Here is an 18,600-nt window from a genome sequence, read left to right as displayed (position 1 = left end):
TCTCCTCGCTTTGTGTTCATTCAGTATAGCGTGCTTACCACTTCTTATTCAGAATGCGGTCAATGCTGTATGCGCCCGGGCCAGTGACGGCCAGCAGCAGGAAGCCACCCGCGATGGTCAGGTTTTTCATGAACATCAGAGAGTTCACGCCTTCCGCAAAGTTGCTGTGGAAGATGAACGCTGTCAGCACGGTGAAGCCTGCGGTAAACAGCGCGGTAGTACGGGTCAGGAAGCCGAACAGTACCGCCAGGCCGCCGCCGAACTCAAGAAGAATGGTCAGTGGCAGCAGGAACCCCGGAACGCCCATGGCTTCCATATACTGCTGGGTACCCGCATAACCGGTGATTTTTCCCCAACCTGCCACGATGAACAGAATTGGCATCAGAATACGCGCGACCAGTACACCAACATCTTCTAATTTTTTCATTTTACTCTCCAGGAAACCACATGAGCGGCTGAACATTATTTGTCTGCAATTCCGGGTAGATACCGCGGCGTTGCTGTCGATGGAGAGGATAATAAACGGGGCGGGTGGTAATTGTTAGCAAGGAAAACTGTCAATCTTCTTCAAAGATATTGAGTAAGGGGCGTGCGCGCTGGTGCCCTTATCCCAACCCTCTCCCACAGGGAGAGGGCGCAAAAACAAAAAACGGTAACCTGAGTTACCGTTTTGCTTTTATTACCGCAGCTGCTGCTGCCGCAACGTGGCTTTCACCAGACGCCAGGCGCTCCAGGCGCCGAATCCACGACGTGCCCAGCGGATGAGCATGTTCGGATGACGAACCGTCCAGATCGCCATCACGCTGCTGCCGACCAGCGCCCATGAGCGCAGGCTCAGGAAGGTGTTCCAGCCGCGGTCAAACCGTCGCGTCGCGTCAATCCAGTCGCGGCGGCTGGCAGACAGATCCAGCCTTTGCTGCTGGATCTGGCTTAACAGGTACGCTTTTCGCTTCTGACGTTCCGCTTTATCGCTCACGGCTTGTCATCCTCCAGCAGAGCGCGATCGTTTGCCAGCTCCTGACGCGTATGGCGCAGGAAAGTGGATTTGCGCGCTTTACGCAGCGTCCAGATACCGCCTATCAACGCGGCGACCAGCAGAACGACGGTGGTGGCAATCATCGCGTTAAGACGATACTGCGGATCGATGGCCCAGATGATTAACACCATCAGGCTCATCAGACCAAACGCGGCAAAGAGCATGGTCAGCCCGAGCATCAGCAGCATCTGGAAGAGGTTCGCTTTCTCCTCTTCCAGCTCGACCACTGCCAGCCGGACGCGCGTTTCGGCAATCCCGACCAGCGTCGTTAAAATACGCTGGCCGATGCCGAGGACGTTGTTAGCAGGCCCTTGTGCGTGACGAGGATCTTCCATATCAACGACGCGTCAGAAGGACACCCAGTACCACACCCACTGCGGCACCAATCCCTACACCCGTCCATGGATTATCACGCACATATTCGTCCGCGCGGGCAGCCGCTTCGCGGGTCTGTTTCGCCAGCGCATCACCGGTTTCACCCAGGCGATAGCGGCTCTCTTTCAGCGCTTGCTCCGCCTTGCTGCGCAGCTTGCTGACCTCTTCTTTTGACTTGTCAGCAGAGGAGTTCAGCACCTCTTCAAGGGTATCGGCCAGGGATTTCAGTTCAGCGCGCAGATGTTCAGACGTCGTATCTTTTGACATGATTCTCTCTCCTGTTGAGATTTCCGTTAACTCAATAATCGCGAGCTTCCAGCGCTTTCAGGTCATCCTGCGCTTCTTTCAACTTCTTCTCGCGCTTGGCAATTTTTTCCGCATCTCCTTTCTCTTTCGCTTCCTGCAGGTCGCGACGGCGCTCGGCTATCTCGTCCTTCTGTTCAGCGATTTTCTTCTGGTGGTCGGCACGAAGCTTGCTGTCTGAACAGTTCGCTTTCACTTCGCTCAGCGCTTTTTTAAGACCATCAACACGGTGCTGATTGTTATGCTTTTCGGCATAACCGATCTCACGCTGAATATCCTGTTCTTTCTCCTGACAGAGAGAGTTTGCGAAGGATGCTGTGCTTAAAGAAAAAAGGGCCAGAGCCAGAGTCATGCGGAATTTCATTATCGAAACCTTCCATTGTGTTGCGGCGTTTGCCGCTATCCAAAGTTATGCGGAGTACATTGAGGGGTGCTCCGCGTACTTAAGCATAGTAAGTAAACGGGGGATTCACCAAAGTGAGTGAAAAGATTCGGAATCCTGGAAGTTATCCAAACCGATGCGACGTATCGCGAATCAATGACAGCCAGGCTGCAGGCTGGCTGTCATCTTCCTGCTGGGCAATGATATACCCGTGCGGCAGCGTACGGTCGAGAACCACTTTCGCGGCGGCACTTTGCGCACGGGAATCAAACTTGATCAGTAAAACGTCGTCCTGCGGGGTAATGCTCTTAAAGCGGATCCCGTTCGCGTCCAGATGATGCCAGACAGAAAAACCGTCAGGCACGCTGGCGCCCTGGTTTACCGGGCGGATGGCCAGCGTCGATTCCTGATGGGAAAGCGCGCTCCATGCCAGCAGCATGGCGCTGAGGACGATCAGCGTAATCACGGCAACGGCAAAACGGCGCAGGGCGAGCGGTGAGATAACCATCGTTAGCCTCTGGCTCCGTATTTCTTCTTCCATAGGACAACCAGTGAGCCAATCAGGCCGAAGACCAGCAGAACCACAGGAAGCAGCATCAGGCAGGACATCAGCTGGTCTTCATATTTCATAAAGACCGGCGTTTTACCCAACGCATAGCCGAGCGTCGTCAAAATAAGCACCCATAGCAGGCCGCTCATCCAGTTAAAGAACTGGAAGCGCGCGCTGCTCAACCCCGACAGACCGGCAATGGTCGGCAGCAGGGTGCGAACAAAGGCGATAAAGCGGCCAATCAGCAGCGCGGAAAGCCCGTGCTTGTGGAACAGGTGGTGCGCCCGTTGGTGATAATGCGCGGGAAGATGAGAGAGCCAGTTCTGGACGATACGGGTATTGCCCAGCCATCGTCCCTGGATATAGCTCACCCAGCAGCCGAGACTGGCCGCCACGGTCAGTAATAAAATGGTGTGTGGAAACGCCATCGCCCCTTTGGCACACAGCACGCCGACAAGCACCAGCAAACTGTCACCGGGCAGGAAGGCAGCAGGCAGCAAACCGTTCTCTAGGAACAGGATCATAAACAAGACGAAATAGAGCATGCCAATCATGGAAGGGTTGGCCAGCGTTTCAAAATCCTGCGCCCAGAGGGCATGCAGCAGTTGGGTCAAAAGTTCCATTCAGTGTTCCTGGAAATCGGTTAACGTCACGCCTGTTATCCGGGACAAACAGCACGGCGACGTTGTTGTGATTTCATTATGGTCGCTCGCGGACACATTGCGGTGTGGCCAACACTGTTCCCTGTTAATTGGCTGGTTAGCAAGCACTAACTTACAAAATAAGGAATTGAATCCAATTGTAACAAAGCCCAACGTTCTGCGTCACAGAATTTGCAGGGGTGAGTTGATTTTGGCGTAAGCCCAGGAAGTGAGCGAGGGGATTTACAAAGGCTGACACTATATATGTTTTGCTTACTCCTGTAAGCCGGAAGGCGCGACGTAGCGCCTGCCAGCAGAAAGGTCATCTATTTTGCGGCACTGGAAGCCGTATCGAGATGAACAACGGGATTATCGGCAAAAAGATAGCGGTCAGCGTTAAATTCGAAGTCATCGCTGGTTTCGTTGAACAGCATCTGCTTGGTGTTTTCCAGGTGCTGCCACATCGCCAGCTTAGCGGCATGCGGATCTTTACGAATCAGCGCCTTAAGGATTTGGTCGTGATCGTCGCACCAGTTGTCGACGGTACGGGAATCGATATGGTCGTGCAGTTTTTTCCAGTACGGGTTGTGAACGCGCTGAGTCCACATTTTTTCAACGATTGCCGCCAGGGCCGTATTCTGGGTTGCCAGGGCGACCTGAACGTGGAACTGCAGATCCCACTCTGAATCGCGGAAACATTTTTCCTTACGGGCATTCTCCTGGATCTCCATCAGCTTCATGATGTCCTGCTTGGTCACCTGCGTCGCCGCAAACTCAGCAATATTGCTTTCAATCAGCTGGCGAGCCTGGAGCAGCTCAAACGGGCCATAGCTGGCGAATTCCAGACTTTCGTCCGCGACGGGAGAGTGTTTAGGCAGATTAGAAATCACGTGAATGCCGGAGCCTTTGCGTACCTCAACGTAGCCTTCCACTTCCAGCATGATAATCGCTTCACGCACCACGGTGCGGCTGACGCTTTTTTCATCCGCGATAAAGCGCTCGGCGGGAAGTTTATCACCGACAAGATAGACCCCTTGCTCGATGCGATCTTTCAGCTCCGCAGCAAGTTGTTGATATAAACGACGTGGTTCGGTGATTTCCATATGCGCTCCAGGCAGGGTACGGCAGATGATTTGTTATACCACTTTTGCGTGCCACTCTCCAGATTTTGCCATTAAAAAAGCCGCCCGGAGGCGGCTTAGTTGAAACGTATTTTCGCTAACTCTGCGTAGCCGGTTTGCCAAGGGACTCTTTCGCCAGCTCCTCTGCCGATTTGCTTTTCAGCACCGTCCAGATAACCACTGCACCCATCAGGTCAAAGATCGCCAGCACCGCGAACAGCGGGCTGAAGCCGATGGTATCCGCCAGCGCGCCGACCACCAGTGCAAACATGGTGCTCGCGGTCCAGGCGGCCATGCCGGTCAGGCCGTTGGCGGTTGCCACTTCGTTACGACCAAAGACGTCAGACGAGAGCGTAATCAGCGCGCCGGACAGGGACTGGTGAGCAAAGCCACCGATGCACAGCAGGGCAATGGCGACGTACGGGCTGGTGAACAGGCCGATCATGCCTGGGCCGATCATCAGCAGCGCGCCCATGGTCACCACCATCTTACGGGAAACGATCAGGTTCACGCCAAACCAGCGCTGGAAGAGCGGTGGCAGGTAGCCGCCCACGATACAGCCCAGGTCAGCGAACAGCATTGGCATCCAGGCGAACATCGCGATCTCTTTCAGGTTAAAGCCGTAAACTTTAAACATGAACAGGGGGATCCACGCGTTAAAGGTACCCCAGGCCGGTTCAGCCAGGAAGCGCGGCAGGGCGATACCCCAGAACTGACGGGTGCCCAGGATCTGCCAGACGGTCATTTTTTTGCCGTTGTTGGTCTGATGCTGCGCTTCCTGACCGCCAATGATGTATTCACGTTCTTCTTCGGAGAGTTTTTTCTGATCGCGCGGGTGTTTATAGAAAACCAGCCACGCCATCGCCCAGGCAAAGCTCAGCACGCCTGAGATGATGAACGCCATCTGCCAGCTGTGCATCACGATGGCCCACACCACCAGCGGCGGCGCTATCATCGCCCCAATGGACGAGCCCACGTTGAAGTAGCCGACCGCAATGGAACGCTCTTTCGCCGGGAACCACTCGGAGCTGGCCTTCAGACCCGCCGGGATCATCGCGGCTTCTGCCGCACCGACCGCACCGCGCGCCAGCGCCAGTCCACCCCAGCTGCCTGCCAGCGCGGTTGCACCGCAGAACACCGCCCAGGCGATGGCGAAGAAGGCATAACCGATTTTGGTTCCGAGAATATCCAGCACATAGCCCGCAACAGGCTGCATGATGGTATAAGCCGCGGAATAGGCGGCAATGATGTAGGAGTATTGCTGCGTGGAGATATGCAGCTCTTCCATCAACGTTGGCGCTGCTGCTGCCACCGTGTTACGCGTCAGGTAGCCCAGCACGGTGCCTAACGTCACCAGTGCGATCATATACCAACGTAACCCTTTAATTTTACGCATCTAAAACCTCATCGTTATGTTATTTCCGCGCCAGAGCACGGCAACCTCTCAACCGTTTCCGGGAGCAGTTGTGTAACGGGAGGGGCGTAACCAGGAGCATGTCCCGGAACGGCCCGAACCTTGCCATAAGTAAGCGTGCATAAGTCGGTATCCGTACCGTTAAACCCGATGTCTCTCACACCGGTAATGCATTCCGTCGGCTTATAGTTTGCGACGGCGAAAAGATAACTTGTCATACAGCTTTAAAAGGTGAGTGACATCACAAATGTATGATTCTTTGTGGGGACATTAATCATCGCGCGCAAAGCCAGTACTGGCGGGGTCTGCAGAAGGGTTTACTTCATTGAGGGTAATTTATTTGTTGGCGTTTATTGATCTCACTCACGAAAAAAGCTTCGGTTGGTGGAAATTGGTGTGATAACTTTGCAGCATATGAACATACGCTTTCTGCGCTCCCGTAATGAGGAAGACGATAATGACGCCGTTTATGACCGAAGACTTTCTGTTAGATACCGAATTTGCTCGCCGCCTGTACCACGACTACGCAAAAGACCAGCCGATTTTCGACTACCACTGCCATTTACCGCCGCAGCAGGTTGCCGAAAATTATCGCTTCAAAAACCTGTATGACATCTGGCTGAAGGGTGACCACTACAAATGGCGTGCCATGCGCACCAACGGCGTGGCTGAGCGCCTGTGTACCGGCGATGCGACCGACCGCGAGAAGTTTGACGCCTGGGCGGCAACCGTACCGCACACCATCGGCAACCCGCTCTACCACTGGACCCATCTTGAGCTCCGCCGTCCGTTTGGCATCACCGGCAAGTTGCTTTCCCCAACGACCGCGGATGAAATCTGGGATCGGTGCAACGCGCTGCTGGCGCAGGATAACTTCTCCGCGCGCGGCATCATGAAGCAGATGAACGTGAAGATGGTGGGCACTACCGACGATCCGATCGACTCCCTGGAGCATCATGCCGTTGTCGCGAAAGACACCTCTTTTGATATCAAAGTGCTGCCAAGCTGGCGCCCGGACAAAGCCTTCAACATTGAGCAGGCCACCTTCACCGACTACATGGCGAAGCTGGCGGAAGTGTCCGATACCGACATCCGTCGTTTCACCGATCTGCAAACCGCGCTGACCAAACGTCTGGATCACTTCGCGGCGCACGGCTGCAAAGTGTCTGACCACGCGCTGGACGTAGTGCTGTTTGCGGAATCAAACGAAGCCGAGCTGGACAGCATTCTGGCGCGTCGTCTCTCTGGCGAAGGCTTAAGCGAGCACGAAGTGGCGCAGTTTAAAACGGCGGTGCTGGTATTCCTCGGTGCGGAATACGCGCGTCGCGGCTGGGTACAGCAGTACCACATCGGCGCGCTGCGCAACAACAACCAGCGCCAGTTCAAACTGCTCGGTGCTGACGTGGGCTTCGACTCCATCAACGACCGTCCGCTGGCGGAAGAGTTGTCAAAACTGCTGAGCAAACAGAACGAACAAAACCTGCTGCCAAAAACCATCCTGTACTGCCTGAACCCGCGCGATAACGAAGTGCTGGGTACCATGGTCGGCAACTTCCAGGGCGAAGGAATGCCGGGCAAGATGCAGTTCGGTTCCGGCTGGTGGTTCAACGATCAGAAAGACGGCATGGAGCGTCAGATGACGCAGCTCGCGCAGCTGGGCCTGCTGAGCCGTTTTGTCGGCATGCTGACCGACAGCCGCAGCTTCCTGTCCTATACCCGTCATGAATATTTCCGCCGCATTCTGTGCCAGATGATTGGCCGCTGGGTACACGCGGGCGAAGCGCCAGCGGATATCCAGCTGTTGGGCGAAATGGTGAGAAACATCTGCTTTAACAATGCGCGTGACTACTTCGCCATTGAACTGAACTAAGGCCGTTTGAGGTTGATATGCAATACATCAAAATCCATTCGCTGGATAACGTGGCCGTCGCGCTGACGGATCTCGGTGAAGGCGACGTGGTGACCGTTGATAACCAGAGCGTCACCCTGCGTCAGGCGATCGTTCGTGGACACAAGTTTGCCCTGATCCCCATTGCGAAAGGGGAGAACGTTGTGAAGTACGGTTTGCCCATCGGCCATGCGCTGGCGGATATTGCGCCGGGTGAATACATTCACTCACACAATACCCGCACCAATCTGAGCGATCTGGACGAGTACAGCTATCAACCTGATTTACCCGCAGAAGAGCGTCAGGCGGCGGATCGTGAGGTGCAGATCTACCGTCGCGCCAGCGGCGACGTGGGGATCCGCAACGAGCTGTGGATCCTCCCGACCGTCGGCTGCGTCAACGGAATTGCGCGTCAAATCCAGACTCGCTTCCTGAAAGAGACCAACGATGCCGAAGGCACTGACGGTGTGCATTTGTTCAGCCACACCTACGGCTGTTCCCAGCTCGGTGACGACCACATTAACACCCGCACCATGCTGCAAAACATGGTGCGTCACCCGAACGCGGGCGCGGTGCTGGTGATTGGCCTGGGCTGCGAGAACAATCAGGTGGACGCCTTCCGCGACACGCTGGGCGAGTTCGATCCTGAGCGCGTGCATTTTATGGTGTGCCAGCATCAGGACGACGAAGTGGAAGCGGGCGTTGAACAGCTTCACCAGCTTTATGAGGTGATGCGCCACGACAGGCGCGAGCCGGGCAAGCTGAGCGAGCTGAAGTTTGGGCTGGAGTGCGGCGGGTCTGATGGCCTTTCCGGTATTACTGCCAATCCGATGCTGGGCCGCTTCTCGGATTACGTGATTGCCAACGGCGGCACGACGGTGTTGACCGAAGTGCCGGAAATGTTCGGCGCGGAGCGTATTTTGATGAGCCACTGCCGCGACGAAGAGACCTTTGAGAAGACCGTCACCATGGTGAACGACTTCAAACAGTATTTCATCGCCCACAATCAGCCGATTTACGAGAATCCGTCGCCGGGTAACAAAGCGGGCGGGATCACCACGCTGGAAGAGAAATCCCTCGGCTGCACCCAGAAAGCGGGCGCGAGCCAGGTGGTCGACGTGCTGCGCTACGGCGAGCGCCTGAAAACCCACGGTCTGAACCTGCTGAGCGCACCGGGCAACGATGCGGTCGCCACCAGCGCGCTGGCGGGTGCCGGCTGCCATATGGTGCTGTTCAGTACCGGTCGCGGTACGCCGTACGGCGGTTTTGTGCCGACGGTGAAAATCGCTACCAACAGCGAGCTGGCGGCAAAGAAAAAGCACTGGATCGACTTTGATGCGGGCCAGCTGATTCACGGCAAAGCCATGCCGCAGCTGCTGACGGAGTTCGTGGATACTATCGTGGAATTTGCTAACGGCAAGCAGACCTGTAACGAGAAGAACGACTTCCGCGAGCTGGCGATCTTCAAGAGTGGTGTGACGCTTTAATCGGTGCGGCCTGATGCCCTCACCCTGACCCTCTCCCATGGGGAGAGGGTACAAACACTAAAAACGGCAACCGTTGGTTGCCGTTTTGCATTTACCCTGTAGGCCCGGTAAGACGTAGCCGCCACCGGGCTTTTGTTTTTAACTGCGCAGGGCGTTCTTCGCTAAACGCGCGTCTTCCGCCTGACAGGCCGCTGCGGTAAACAGCACGTCGGTAGAGGAGTTCAGCGCGGTTTCGCAGGAGTCCTGCAGCACGCCGATGATAAAGCCTACGGCTACAACCTGCATCGCAATCTCGTTCGGGATGCCGAACATATTACACGCCAGCGGGATCAGCAGCAGCGAACCGCCCGCCACGCCGGATGCGCCACAGGCACACAGCGACGCCACCACGCTCAGCAGCAGCGCGGTTGGCAGATCCACCGGAATGCCCAGCGTATGCACCGCCGCCAGAGTCAGCACGGTAATGGTGATTGCCGCGCCCGCCATGTTCACGGTTGCGCCCAGCGGGATCGACACGGAATAGGTATCGCGGTCCAGGTTCAGCTTCTCCGCCAGCGCCATGTTAACCGGAATGTTCGCCGCAGAGCTGCGGGTGAAGAAAGCATACACGCCGCTCTCGCGCAGGCAGGTCAGCACCAGCGGATACGGGTTGCGGCGGATCTGCGAGAACACCAGCAGCGGGTTGATCACCAGCGCCACCAGCAGCATACAGCCGACCAGCACAACCAGCAGCTGCGCGTAGCCCCACAGCGCGTCGAAACCGGTGGTTGCAAGCGTAGAGGAGACCAGCCCGAAAATACCGATTGGCGCAAAGCGAATCACCAGCTTCACCATAAAGGTCACGGCGTTGGACAGATCGTTGACCAGGTTTTTCGTGGTGTCGTTACCATGACGCAGCGCGAAGCCCAGACCAATCGCCCAGACCAGGATGCCAATGTAGTTTCCGCTCATCAGCGCGGTGATGGGGTTAGAAACCATGCTCATCAGCAGTCCGCGCAGCACTTCGACAATGCCGGATGGCGGCGTGATGTCACCGGCCGCGCTGGTCAGGTGCAGCGTGGACGGGAACAGGAAGCTGAACACCACGGCCGTTAAGGCCGCCGAGAAGGTTCCCAGCAGATACAGGAACAAAATAGGGCGAATGTTGGTTTTTTGTCCGTGCTGGTGGTTGGCAATCGACGCCATGACCAGCATCAGAACCAGTACCGGTGCGACGGCCTTCAGCGCGCCAACGAAAAGGGTCCCGAGCAGCCCCGTGGCCTCCGCCGCAGGTTTTGACACCATCGCCAGCAGAATACCCAGCACCAGCCCGACCAGAATTTGTTTAACGAGGCTGCCCTGCGCCAGGCGCGCGAACAGTCCGCTTGATTGTGTGCTCATACGTATTTCCTGAGTGAAATTGCGTTCCATCCCGGATGTGCTCTTAGTCACATTTATGTCCGGATGTAAGTAAATGTTTGCCTGGTCGAGTATAGGGAATGCGCGAAAGGAAGGAAGCGTAAAATGCTGGATTTTACGTGTTGCATCATATTTTTTAACTGCTGCGTTACAAAAGTGTGTTCACCCTCTCCCTGTGGGAGAGGGCCGGGGTGAGGGGGATTACTCCACCTGCTGCTTCTTATCGTGCTGGCGGTTAACCCAGGTATTGATAATCAGCGTCACGATCAGGATGCCAAACACCACGCCGAGCGAAATGGCGATCGGGATATGGTAGAAATCGACGATCAGCATCTTGATACCGATAAACACCAGGATCACCGACAGACCGTACTTCAGCATTGAGAAGCGCTCCGCCGCGCCCGCCAGCAGGAAGTACATCGCACGCAGGCCGAGAATGGCGAACAGGTTTGAGGTCAGGACGATGAACGGGTCGGTGGTCACCGCGAAGATCGCCGGAATGCTGTCCACCGCGAAAATCACGTCGCTCAGCTCAACCAGAATCAGCACCAGCAGCAGCGGGGTGGCAAACAGCAGGCCGTTCTTGCGCACGAAGAAGTGCTCGCTCTCGATCTTGTCGGTCATGCGCAGGTGTCCACGGATCCACTTCACCAGCGGGCGATCGCCAATCGCGGAGCCGTCCTCTTTCGCCAGCGCCATTTTGACCCCGGTGAACAGCAGAAACGCGCCGAAGACGTACAGCAGCCATTCGAACTGGGTAATCAGCCAGCTGCCGGCGAAGATCATGATGGTACGCAGGATAATCGCGCCCAGCACGCCGTAGACCAGCACGCGTCGCTGCAGGGCCGCAGGCACGGCGAAATAGCTGAACAGCATCAGCCAGACGAAGACGTTATCCACCGCCAGGGCTTTTTCAATCAGATAGCCGGTGAGGAAGGCGAGTGCCTGAGGATCGGCCACCGCGCGGCCTTCGGTCGAGGCCAGATACCACCAGAAGGCGGCACAGAAAAGCAGGGAGAGGGTGACCCACACCAGCGACCAGGCCGCAGCCTGTTTCATGGTCATGCCGTGCGCGCCGCGACGCCCCTGCAAAAAGAGGTCGATCGCCAGCATGATGAGCACGACAACCGCGAATCCGCCCCACAACATTGGAGTGCCGACAGAATGCATACTATTTTCCTTACACATAAAAAACAAAAACGGCCATGGTCAGAAGACGATAGCCGTTAGCTTTTTATGCATAGACCTCGCCTTCCGGCAAGGTCTCACTTACAACCACGAAGGTTGCCCGGCGACCGGATGCGTGTTTAACGCATCGTAATGACGATCCACCGACGAAGAAGTTACTCCCCTTTGCAGGTAACAAAATATGTCAGACCATTGGTTTCGTCAATGGTCTGCGCCGTTTCATTACACAGCTTTACGCGATAGCTTCCGCGCTCACGCCGTCAGCCGGGAACACCACGCCTGTCTGACGGCGGATCTCCGTCTGCAGCTTCGCCGTGGTGCGGCTTACCGCAAGGCCGGGGTGATTCACTTCGTTGTCTTCCACCAGACGGGCGAAGACCTCTGCCTCATAGAGCATAGTGTTAATATGCTGAGGCTGCGTCAGCTCCTGCGCTTTGCCGCCGCGCGGCACAAAGCTCACCTTCTGGCACTCGGAGATCTTCTCGATAACCAGCGAGCCCGCTTCGCCCTGAATTTCGCTCGGCAGCGCGGAATCGCTCACCTTGGAGTGCTGCAGCGTGACGCTGAAATCACCGTAGTCCAGCACCGCTACACCGTGTGCATCCACGCCGCTCTCCAGCAGGCTGGCGGTGGCCGTCACGCCATGCGGCTCGCCCCACAGGGCCACGGCAGAGGCCAGGCAGTAGAAACCTATGTCCATAATCGAGCCGTTAGAGAAGGCCGGATTAAAGGTGTTCGGGTTCTCGCCGTCGAGATAGCGCTGGTAGCGCGACGAGTACTGGCAGTAGTTGATAAAGGCTTTACGCACCTTGCCAATTTTCGGTAGGGACTGCTGCAGCAACAGGAAATTCGGCAGGCTGGCGGTTTTGAAGGCTTCGAACAGCACCACCTGGTTTTCGCGGGCAAGCGCAATGGCCGCTTCCACTTCCTCAATATTTGACGCCAGCGGCTTCTCGCAAATCACATGTTTTTTGTGGCTGAGGAACAGCTTCGTTTGCGGGAAGTGCAGGCAGTTCGGGCTGGCGATATACACTGCGTCAATGGCGTCGCTTTGCGCCATGTCATCAAGCGAGGTGAAGAGATGCTCAACGAGGTAATCGTTGGCAAAACTCTGCGCCTGCTCAAGGCTGCGGGAATAGACTGCGGTAAGTTTCAGTTTGCCGGTTTCGTGGGCGGCGTCGACGAACTGGCGCGTGATCCAGTTCGTTCCAATGACTGCGAAACGTATCATAAACGTTTACGTACTCCGTAGCGGGGAACCTTTAGCCACTGTAGCACGTCATCATGACAATTCGCGTGCGCTATTCCGCATTACCATTTAACGATAAATGCGTAAGCCATAGTCGGGTATCAAACTCCAGCTGGTGGTACTGCGGCTCCATGTGGCAGCACAGGGAATAGAAGGCTTTGTCGTGCTCTTTCTCCTTCAGGTGCGCCAGCTCGTGGACGACGATCATCCGCAGAAAGGCTTCCGGCGCGTTACGGAAAACCGTCGCGACGCGGATTTCGGCCTTCGCCTTCAGCTTGCCGCCCTGTACGCGGGAGACGGCGGTGTGCAGGCCGAGCGCGTTTTTCAGCACGTGGATCTTGTTGTCATACATCACCTTGTTGATCGGCGGCGCGCTCTTCAGATACCTGCTTTTCAGATCCAGCGTATACTGCCAGAGGGCCTTGTCGGTCGCGAAATCGTGGGTGCCGGGATAGCGTTTTTCCAGCACCGCGCCGAGCTTCTGCTCGGCAATCAGGCTGCGAACCTGAGTCAGTAAATGCTCCGGATAGCCCTGGAGATAAGTAAGTTGGTTCATCAACGCCCCAAATCGACAATAAAACGGGTATACTCACGCACCCTTTTCAGGGATACGCCAAATTTTACCATTCAGGAGGGCCGATGAGCCACTTAGACAACGGTTTCCGTTCACTCAACCTTAAACGTTTCCCGGAAACGGACGACGTTAACCCGCTTCAGGCGTGGGAAGCGGCGGATGAATATCTGCTGCAGCAGTTGGATGAGACTGAAATCCGCGGCCCGGTTTTGATCCTGAATGACGCCTTTGGCGCGCTGGGCTGCGCCCTGGCGGAGCACACGCCTTACAGCATCGGCGATTCCTACCTGAGCGAGCTGGCGACGCGTGAAAACCTGCGCCATAACGACATCGAAGAGTCCAGCGTGAAGTTCCTCGACAGCACCGCGGACTACCCGCAGGCGCCGGGCGTGGTGCTGATCAAAGTGCCAAAAACCATGGCGCTGCTGGAGCAACAGCTGCGCGCGTTGCGTAAGGTCGTGACGCCGGAAACGCGCATTATCGCGGGAGCCAAAGCGCGTGATATTCACACTTCGACGCTCGAGCTGTTCGAGAAGGTCCTCGGCCCGACCACCACCACGCTGGCCTGGAAAAAAGCGCGCCTGATCAACTGTACCTTCAGCGCACCGGAGCTGGCCGACGCGCCGGAGACCCTGAGCTGGAAGCTGGAAGGGACCGACTGGACCATCCACAACCACGCGAACGTCTTCTCCCGCACCGGGCTGGATATCGGCGCGCGTTTCTTTATGGAACATCTGCCGGAAAATCTGGAAGGTGAGATTGTCGATCTGGGCTGCGGTAACGGCGTGATTGGCCTGACGCTGTTGGCGAAGAACCCGGACGCCAGCGTGGTGTTCAGCGACGAATCGCCGATGGCGGTGGCCTCCAGCCGTCTGAACGTGGAAACCAACATGCCGGAAGCGCTGGACCGCTGCGAGTTTATGATCAACAACGCGCTGTCCGGCGTAGAGCCGTTCCGCTTCAACGCCGTGTTCTGCAACCCGCCGTTCCACCAGAAGCACGCCCTGACGGATAACGTCGCGTGGGAGATGTTCCACCACGCGCGCCGCTGCCTGAAAATCAACGGCGAGCTATACATCGTTGCGAACCGCCACCTGGACTACTTCCACAAGCTGAAGAAGATTTTCGGTAACTGCGTCACCATTGCGACGAACAATAAGTTCGTGGTGCTGAAGGCGGTGAAGCTGGGACGTCGTCGTTAAATAACCAGTGCAAGCTGGGTGCCCTGCGCAATTGCCCGCCGCGCGTCCAGCTCCATCGCCACGTCGCACCCGCCGATCAAATGCACCGTTTTACCGGCTTCGCGCAGCGGATCGGCCAGATCGCGCTTCGGCTCCTGCCCGGCGCATAAAATCACATGATCCACGCGCAGCAGCTGCGGCTCGCCGCCGATCGTGACGTGCAGACCCTCGTCGTCGATCTTCTGATAGCTGACCGCAGGGATCATCTTCACCCCGCGAGAGAGCAGGGTGGCGCGGTGGATCCATCCCGTGGTTTTGCCCAGCCCTTCGCCCGGCTTGCTGGCCTTACGCTGCAGCATCACGATCTGGCGCGGGCTTTTCGGCAGCTGCGGCCCTTCCGGGCGAAGGCCGCCGGACTGATTCAGGCTGGTGTCGATACCCCATTCCACGCAAAACTCGGCAATATTCTGGCTGGTGGCCTCGCCCGGCTGGCTTAAGTACATGGCGGTATCAAAGCCGATCCCGCCGCAGCCGATAATCGCCACCTTCTCGCCAACCGGCGTTTTGTCACGCAATACATCCAGATAGCTCAACACCTTCGGATGATCGATACCCTCGATCGCCGGCGTGCGCGGTACGATCCCGCTCGCCAGGATCACCTCGTCGAAACCGATCAGATCCGCCGCGCTGACAAACTGGTTAAGCCGCAGCTCGACGCCCGTCAGGTCGATCATCCGGCGGTAGTAGCGCAGGGTTTCATAGAACTCCTCTTTGCCGGGGATCTGTTTGGCGATATTAAACTGTCCGCCAATCTCCGCCAGCGCATCAAACAGCGTCACGCTGTGCCCGCGCCTGGCGGCATTCACCGCAAACGCCAGTCCCGCCGGGCCTGCGCCCACCACGGCCAGGCGTTTTTTACTGACCGCCGGAACGATCGGCATTTTGGTTTCATGGCAGGCGCGCGGGTTAACCAGGCAAGAGGTGACCTTGCCGACGAAGATCTGATCCAGACAGGCCTGGTTACAGCCGATGCACGTGTTGATCTCATCCGCACGGCCGCTTTGCGCTTTGGAGAGCAGTTCGGCATCCGCCAGGAACGGGCGCGCCATCGACACCATATCGGCGTCGCCGCGCGAAATCACATCGTCCGCCACCTGCGGATCGTTAATGCGGTTGGTGGTGACCAGTGGAACAGAGACTTTGCCCTTCAGCCTGCGCGTTACCCAGCTGAACGCCGCACGCGGCACCGGCGTGGCAATGGTCGGGATGCGCGCCTCGTGCCAGCCAATCCCGGTGTTGATAATCGTGGCACCTGCGGCTTCAATCGCCTGCGCCAGCTGCACGGTTTCGTCGAACGTGCCGCCGCCTTCCACCAGGTCGAGCATCGACAGGCGGAAGACGATAATAAAGTCTGCGCCCGCACGTTCGCGCACCGCGCGCACCACCTCCACGGCAAAGCGCATCCGGCGGGCATAGTCGCCGCCCCATTCGTCGTCGCGCTGGTTGGTGCGGGCCGCGAGGAACTCGTTAATCAGATAGCCTTCTGAGCCCATCACCTCAACGCCGTCGTAGCCCGCCTCGCGGGCCAGCGCCGCGCAGCGGGCAAAGTCGTCGATCAGCGCCAGGATCTCATCGTGGCTGAGGGCGTGAGGTTTAAAGCGGTTGATTGGCGCCTGAATGGCCGACGGCGCGACCAGGTTCGGCTGATAGCTGTAGCGTCCGGTGTGCAGGATTTGCAGGGCGATTTTACCGCCCTCGCGGTGTACCGCGTCGGTCACAATGCGGTGGTGCGGCAGCTGTGACGCATCGTTCAGGACTGCGCCGCCCTCCATGCCCACGCCGGAAGGGGCAGGGGCCACGCCGCCGGTGACAATCAGCGCTACCCCGTGGCGGGCGCGCTCGGCATAGAAGGCTGCCAGACGCTCGGCCCCGTCCGGATGCTCCTCAAGCCCGGTGTGCATCGAGCCCATCAACACGCGGTTTTTGAGTGTGGTGAACCCCAGATCGAGAGGGGCGAATAACGACGGGTAGCGGCTCATAGTCTCTTCCAGTGTAAAATTATTGTTATGTGGTCGGATGAGTTACTAATTTAGCCAGCGGGGAGTAAAAGGGAAAAGGCGAATGCAGTGATTGTGATGGGATTCAAATATTGGTGTGGCCTGATGCCCTCACCCTAACCCTCTCCCACGGGGAGAGGGGACGTAATCTCCCTCTCCCTTAGGGAGAGGGCCGGGGTGAGGGGGATGTCCGCACCAGCCCCGGGGCCTGCCACATCGACGTCGTCAGCCCGCTGTCCACCAGCCCGAGCTGGTCCGCGTACACTGCCTGCCATTTCTGCATCATGCCGTCGTACAGCTCGCGGTGCTGCGGGTTCGGCGTGAACTCGCGGCTCCACTTCACTAGCCGCTCGCCCGTCGAGGCCATATCGGCAAACAGCCCCGCGCCCGCGCCGGCGGCAATCGCGCAGCCGAGCGCCGTTGCCTCTTTCACTTCCGGCACGCGCACCGGCAGCCCGGTGACGTCGCTTAAAATCTGACTCCACAGGGCGCCCTTAGCCCCGCCGCCCGCAAACACCAGGCTCTCAAACGTCACGCCGGAGAAGCGCGAGATCTGCGTCAGGTTGCAGGCCGAGACAATCGCCGCGTTCTCCTCCAGGGCGCGGAACAGCGTCGCTTTGTTGCACTTTTCCGGGTCGATGGAGAGGTTAATAAACGACGGCGCGGCGTGGTACCACTGCTTGAAATGCATCGCGTCAGAGAAGATCGGCATCACCCCGTGCGAACCCGCCGGCACGCGGCTGGCCATCTCTTCCAGCAGGGAGTAGGTGTCCATCCCCATCCGCTCAGCGATCAGCTTTTCCTCGGCGCAGAAGGCGTCGCGGAACCAGCGCATGGTCAGCCCGGTAAAGAAGCTGATCGACTCCGCCTGCGCCATACCGGGAATAACGTGCGGGTTCACGCGGATGTTCATGTCGGGGTCGGTGCGCACCTGCGGCAGATTGACCACCTGCTGCCAGAAGGTACCGCCCAGCACCGCCGTCTGTCCGGCGCGGACCACGCCCAGCCCCAGACAGCCCAGCTGCACGTCGCCGCCGCCCATCACCACTGGGGTGCCTTCGCGCAGGCCGCTCTGCTGTGCGGCCTCTTTGGTAATCGCGCCCAGCACGGTACCGGTCTCTTTCACCGGGGAGAGGATATCGGCGCGCAGCCCGGCCATATCGAGCAGCGCCGGACGCCAGTCGCGGGAAAACAGATCCAGCATGCCGGTGGTGCCCGCGTTAGACGGGTCGACCGCCAGCTCGCCGGAGAGCTTCGCCGCCAGCCAGTCGCTGATCATGGTGATGGTCGCGGCCTTGCGGTAAATATCCGGGCGATGGTGCGCCAGCCACAGGAGGCGCGGCATGGCGCTCAGCGCCAGCGTCTGGCCGGAAACCTCATACACCTCGGATTCAAAACGATCGTCGTGGATCTCTTTGAGTTCGGCCACCTCGCGGCTGGCGCGGGCGTCGACGTTGGCGCAGGCCCAGATGGCCTCGCCGTTGCGGTCATACAGCACGATCCCTTCGCGCATCGAGCAGCAGGCGACAGACTTAATATCCGCCGCGCTCAGGCGCGCACGTTCCAGCGCCTGATGAATGCACCGGCAGGCCAGCAGCCAGTTGGTCTCGAGGTCGAACTCCATCGATCCCGGCACGTTCTCCACGCTCAGGTGCTTCCACTCGGCCTGGCCGACGGCAATCTGGTTGCCCTGTAAATCGAAAATAACGGCGCGAACGCTGCCTGTCCCTGCATCTAACGCTAAAAGGTAACTCAT

18 protein-coding genes are annotated in these 18,600 nt (G+C 57.9%); 3 read left to right on the top strand and 15 right to left on the bottom strand.

All coding sequences use genetic code 11. The annotated features are described in order from the left end of the window. Positions 1-34: 34 nt before the first annotated feature. From INF68_RS07610 to INF68_RS07570, 9 genes are all read right to left on the bottom strand, one after another. Positions 35-427, bottom strand: a complete 393-nt coding sequence (locus INF68_RS07610) for a DoxX family protein (protein WP_126785745.1) — start codon at positions 425-427, stop codon at positions 35-37. Positions 428-679: 252 nt separating this feature from the next. Next, positions 680-976 carry a YqjK-like family protein gene (locus tag INF68_RS07605; protein ID WP_014885330.1) on the bottom strand — a complete coding sequence of 99 codons (297 nt, stop codon included), beginning with the start codon at positions 974-976 and terminating at the stop codon, positions 680-682. Beyond that, positions 973-1,371 (bottom strand): phage holin family protein, encoded by a 399-nt coding sequence (locus tag INF68_RS07600; RefSeq protein ID WP_014885329.1) that lies wholly within the window; start codon positions 1,369-1,371, stop codon positions 973-975. Before INF68_RS07600 ends, INF68_RS07605 begins: the two co-directional genes overlap by 4 nt. Position 1,372: 1 nt before the next feature. Further along, positions 1,373-1,678 (bottom strand): YqjD family protein, encoded by a 306-nt coding sequence (locus INF68_RS07595; protein ID WP_008503141.1) that lies wholly within the window; start codon positions 1,676-1,678, stop codon positions 1,373-1,375. 31 nt (positions 1,679-1,709) lie between these two features. Then, a complete protein-coding gene (locus tag INF68_RS07590) occupies positions 1,710-2,078 on the bottom strand; it encodes a DUF1090 domain-containing protein (RefSeq protein WP_008503142.1) in 369 nt (122 codons plus the stop codon). A gap of 142 nt (positions 2,079-2,220) precedes the next feature. Continuing rightward, positions 2,221-2,604, bottom strand: a complete 384-nt coding sequence (mzrA, locus tag INF68_RS07585; RefSeq protein ID WP_023309290.1) for an EnvZ/OmpR regulon moderator MzrA — start codon at positions 2,602-2,604, stop codon at positions 2,221-2,223. Between the two features lie 2 nt (positions 2,605-2,606). Continuing rightward, complete coding sequence (gene yqjA, locus INF68_RS07580) at positions 2,607-3,269, bottom strand: DedA family general envelope maintenance protein YqjA (protein WP_023309289.1); 663 nt, start codon at positions 3,267-3,269, stop codon at positions 2,607-2,609. A gap of 344 nt (positions 3,270-3,613) precedes the next feature. Next, positions 3,614-4,390 carry a transcriptional regulator ExuR gene (gene exuR / locus INF68_RS07575; RefSeq protein WP_023309288.1) on the bottom strand — a complete coding sequence of 259 codons (777 nt, stop codon included), beginning with the start codon at positions 4,388-4,390 and terminating at the stop codon, positions 3,614-3,616. Positions 4,391-4,505: 115 nt separating this feature from the next. Continuing rightward, a complete protein-coding gene (locus INF68_RS07570; RefSeq protein WP_023309287.1) occupies positions 4,506-5,804 on the bottom strand; it encodes an MFS transporter in 1,299 nt (432 codons plus the stop codon). 475 nt (positions 5,805-6,279) lie between these two features. Between INF68_RS07570 and uxaC the strand changes: the two genes are divergently transcribed. Then, entirely contained in the window at positions 6,280-7,692 is a 1,413-nt protein-coding gene (gene uxaC, locus INF68_RS07565; RefSeq protein ID WP_126785746.1) for a glucuronate isomerase, read from the top strand. Between the two features lie 17 nt (positions 7,693-7,709). After that, positions 7,710-9,197, top strand: a complete 1,488-nt coding sequence (locus INF68_RS07560; protein WP_023309285.1) for a UxaA family hydrolase — start codon at positions 7,710-7,712, stop codon at positions 9,195-9,197. Between the two features lie 138 nt (positions 9,198-9,335). On the opposite strand, the gene sstT is transcribed toward INF68_RS07560, so the two are convergent. The 4 genes from sstT to INF68_RS07540 form a co-directional block, all read right to left on the bottom strand. After that, the gene (gene sstT / locus INF68_RS07555) at positions 9,336-10,577 is read right to left on the bottom strand and encodes a serine/threonine transporter SstT (protein WP_126785747.1); all 1,242 of its coding nucleotides are present in this window, start codon (positions 10,575-10,577) and stop codon (positions 9,336-9,338) included. Positions 10,578-10,796: 219 nt separating this feature from the next. Next, the gene (locus tag INF68_RS07550; protein WP_023309283.1) at positions 10,797-11,765 is read right to left on the bottom strand and encodes a TerC family protein; all 969 of its coding nucleotides are present in this window, start codon (positions 11,763-11,765) and stop codon (positions 10,797-10,799) included. Positions 11,766-12,015: 250 nt separating this feature from the next. Next, complete coding sequence (locus tag INF68_RS07545; RefSeq protein WP_126785748.1) at positions 12,016-13,014, bottom strand: Gfo/Idh/MocA family protein; 999 nt, start codon at positions 13,012-13,014, stop codon at positions 12,016-12,018. A 70-nt stretch (positions 13,015-13,084) separates the two neighbouring features. Beyond that, a complete protein-coding gene (locus tag INF68_RS07540) occupies positions 13,085-13,588 on the bottom strand; it encodes a YgjP-like metallopeptidase domain-containing protein (protein ID WP_126785749.1) in 504 nt (167 codons plus the stop codon). Positions 13,589-13,671: 83 nt separating this feature from the next. Between INF68_RS07540 and rlmG the strand changes: the two genes are divergently transcribed. Then, positions 13,672-14,808, top strand: a complete 1,137-nt coding sequence (gene rlmG, locus INF68_RS07535) for a 23S rRNA (guanine(1835)-N(2))-methyltransferase RlmG (RefSeq protein ID WP_045354012.1) — start codon at positions 13,672-13,674, stop codon at positions 14,806-14,808. On the opposite strand, the gene INF68_RS07530 is transcribed toward rlmG, so the two are convergent. Further along, positions 14,805-16,826, bottom strand: coding sequence for an NADPH-dependent 2,4-dienoyl-CoA reductase (locus INF68_RS07530; protein WP_126785750.1), 2,022 nt, complete (start codon positions 16,824-16,826; stop codon positions 14,805-14,807). The two genes, rlmG and INF68_RS07530, sit on opposite strands and share 4 nt — an antisense overlap. Positions 16,827-17,004: 178 nt before the next feature. After that, positions 17,005-18,600, bottom strand: coding sequence for an autoinducer-2 kinase (gene lsrK / locus INF68_RS07525; RefSeq protein WP_126785751.1), 1,596 nt, complete (start codon positions 18,598-18,600; stop codon positions 17,005-17,007).

This window comes from Enterobacter cloacae complex sp. P16RS2 (assembly GCF_014982155.1).
GTDB lineage: Bacteria > Pseudomonadota > Gammaproteobacteria > Enterobacterales > Enterobacteriaceae > Enterobacter > Enterobacter cloacae_M.
The sequence above is the reverse complement of the archived record's forward strand: the minus strand, read 5'-3'. Positions and strand labels throughout refer to the sequence as shown.

Coding starts and splice junctions, on each gene's coding strand:
- INF68_RS07610 (WP_126785745.1), bottom strand. CDS start 427: ATGAAAAAATTAGAAGATGTTGGTGTACTGGTCGCGCGTATTCTGATG.
- INF68_RS07600 (WP_014885329.1), bottom strand. CDS start 1,371: ATGGAAGATCCTCGTCACGCACAAGGGCCTGCTAACAACGTCCTCGGC.
- INF68_RS07595 (WP_008503141.1), bottom strand. CDS start 1,678: ATGTCAAAAGATACGACGTCTGAACATCTGCGCGCTGAACTGAAATCC.
- INF68_RS07590 (WP_008503142.1), bottom strand. CDS start 2,078: ATGAAATTCCGCATGACTCTGGCTCTGGCCCTTTTTTCTTTAAGCACA.
- mzrA (WP_023309290.1), bottom strand. CDS start 2,604: ATGGTTATCTCACCGCTCGCCCTGCGCCGTTTTGCCGTTGCCGTGATT.
- yqjA (WP_023309289.1), bottom strand. CDS start 3,269: ATGGAACTTTTGACCCAACTGCTGCATGCCCTCTGGGCGCAGGATTTT.
- exuR (WP_023309288.1), bottom strand. CDS start 4,390: ATGGAAATCACCGAACCACGTCGTTTATATCAACAACTTGCTGCGGAG.
- INF68_RS07570 (WP_023309287.1), bottom strand. CDS start 5,804: ATGCGTAAAATTAAAGGGTTACGTTGGTATATGATCGCACTGGTGACG.
- uxaC (WP_126785746.1), top strand. CDS start 6,280: ATGACGCCGTTTATGACCGAAGACTTTCTGTTAGATACCGAATTTGCT.
- INF68_RS07560 (WP_023309285.1), top strand. CDS start 7,710: ATGCAATACATCAAAATCCATTCGCTGGATAACGTGGCCGTCGCGCTG.
- sstT (WP_126785747.1), bottom strand. CDS start 10,577: ATGAGCACACAATCAAGCGGACTGTTCGCGCGCCTGGCGCAGGGCAGC.
- INF68_RS07550 (WP_023309283.1), bottom strand. CDS start 11,765: ATGCATTCTGTCGGCACTCCAATGTTGTGGGGCGGATTCGCGGTTGTC.
- INF68_RS07545 (WP_126785748.1), bottom strand. CDS start 13,014: ATGATACGTTTCGCAGTCATTGGAACGAACTGGATCACGCGCCAGTTC.
- INF68_RS07540 (WP_126785749.1), bottom strand. CDS start 13,588: ATGAACCAACTTACTTATCTCCAGGGCTATCCGGAGCATTTACTGACT.
- rlmG (WP_045354012.1), top strand. CDS start 13,672: ATGAGCCACTTAGACAACGGTTTCCGTTCACTCAACCTTAAACGTTTC.
- INF68_RS07530 (WP_126785750.1), bottom strand. CDS start 16,826: ATGAGCCGCTACCCGTCGTTATTCGCCCCTCTCGATCTGGGGTTCACC.
- lsrK (WP_126785751.1), bottom strand. CDS start 18,600: ATGAGTTACCTTTTAGCGTTAGATGCAGGGACAGGCAGCGTTCGCGCC.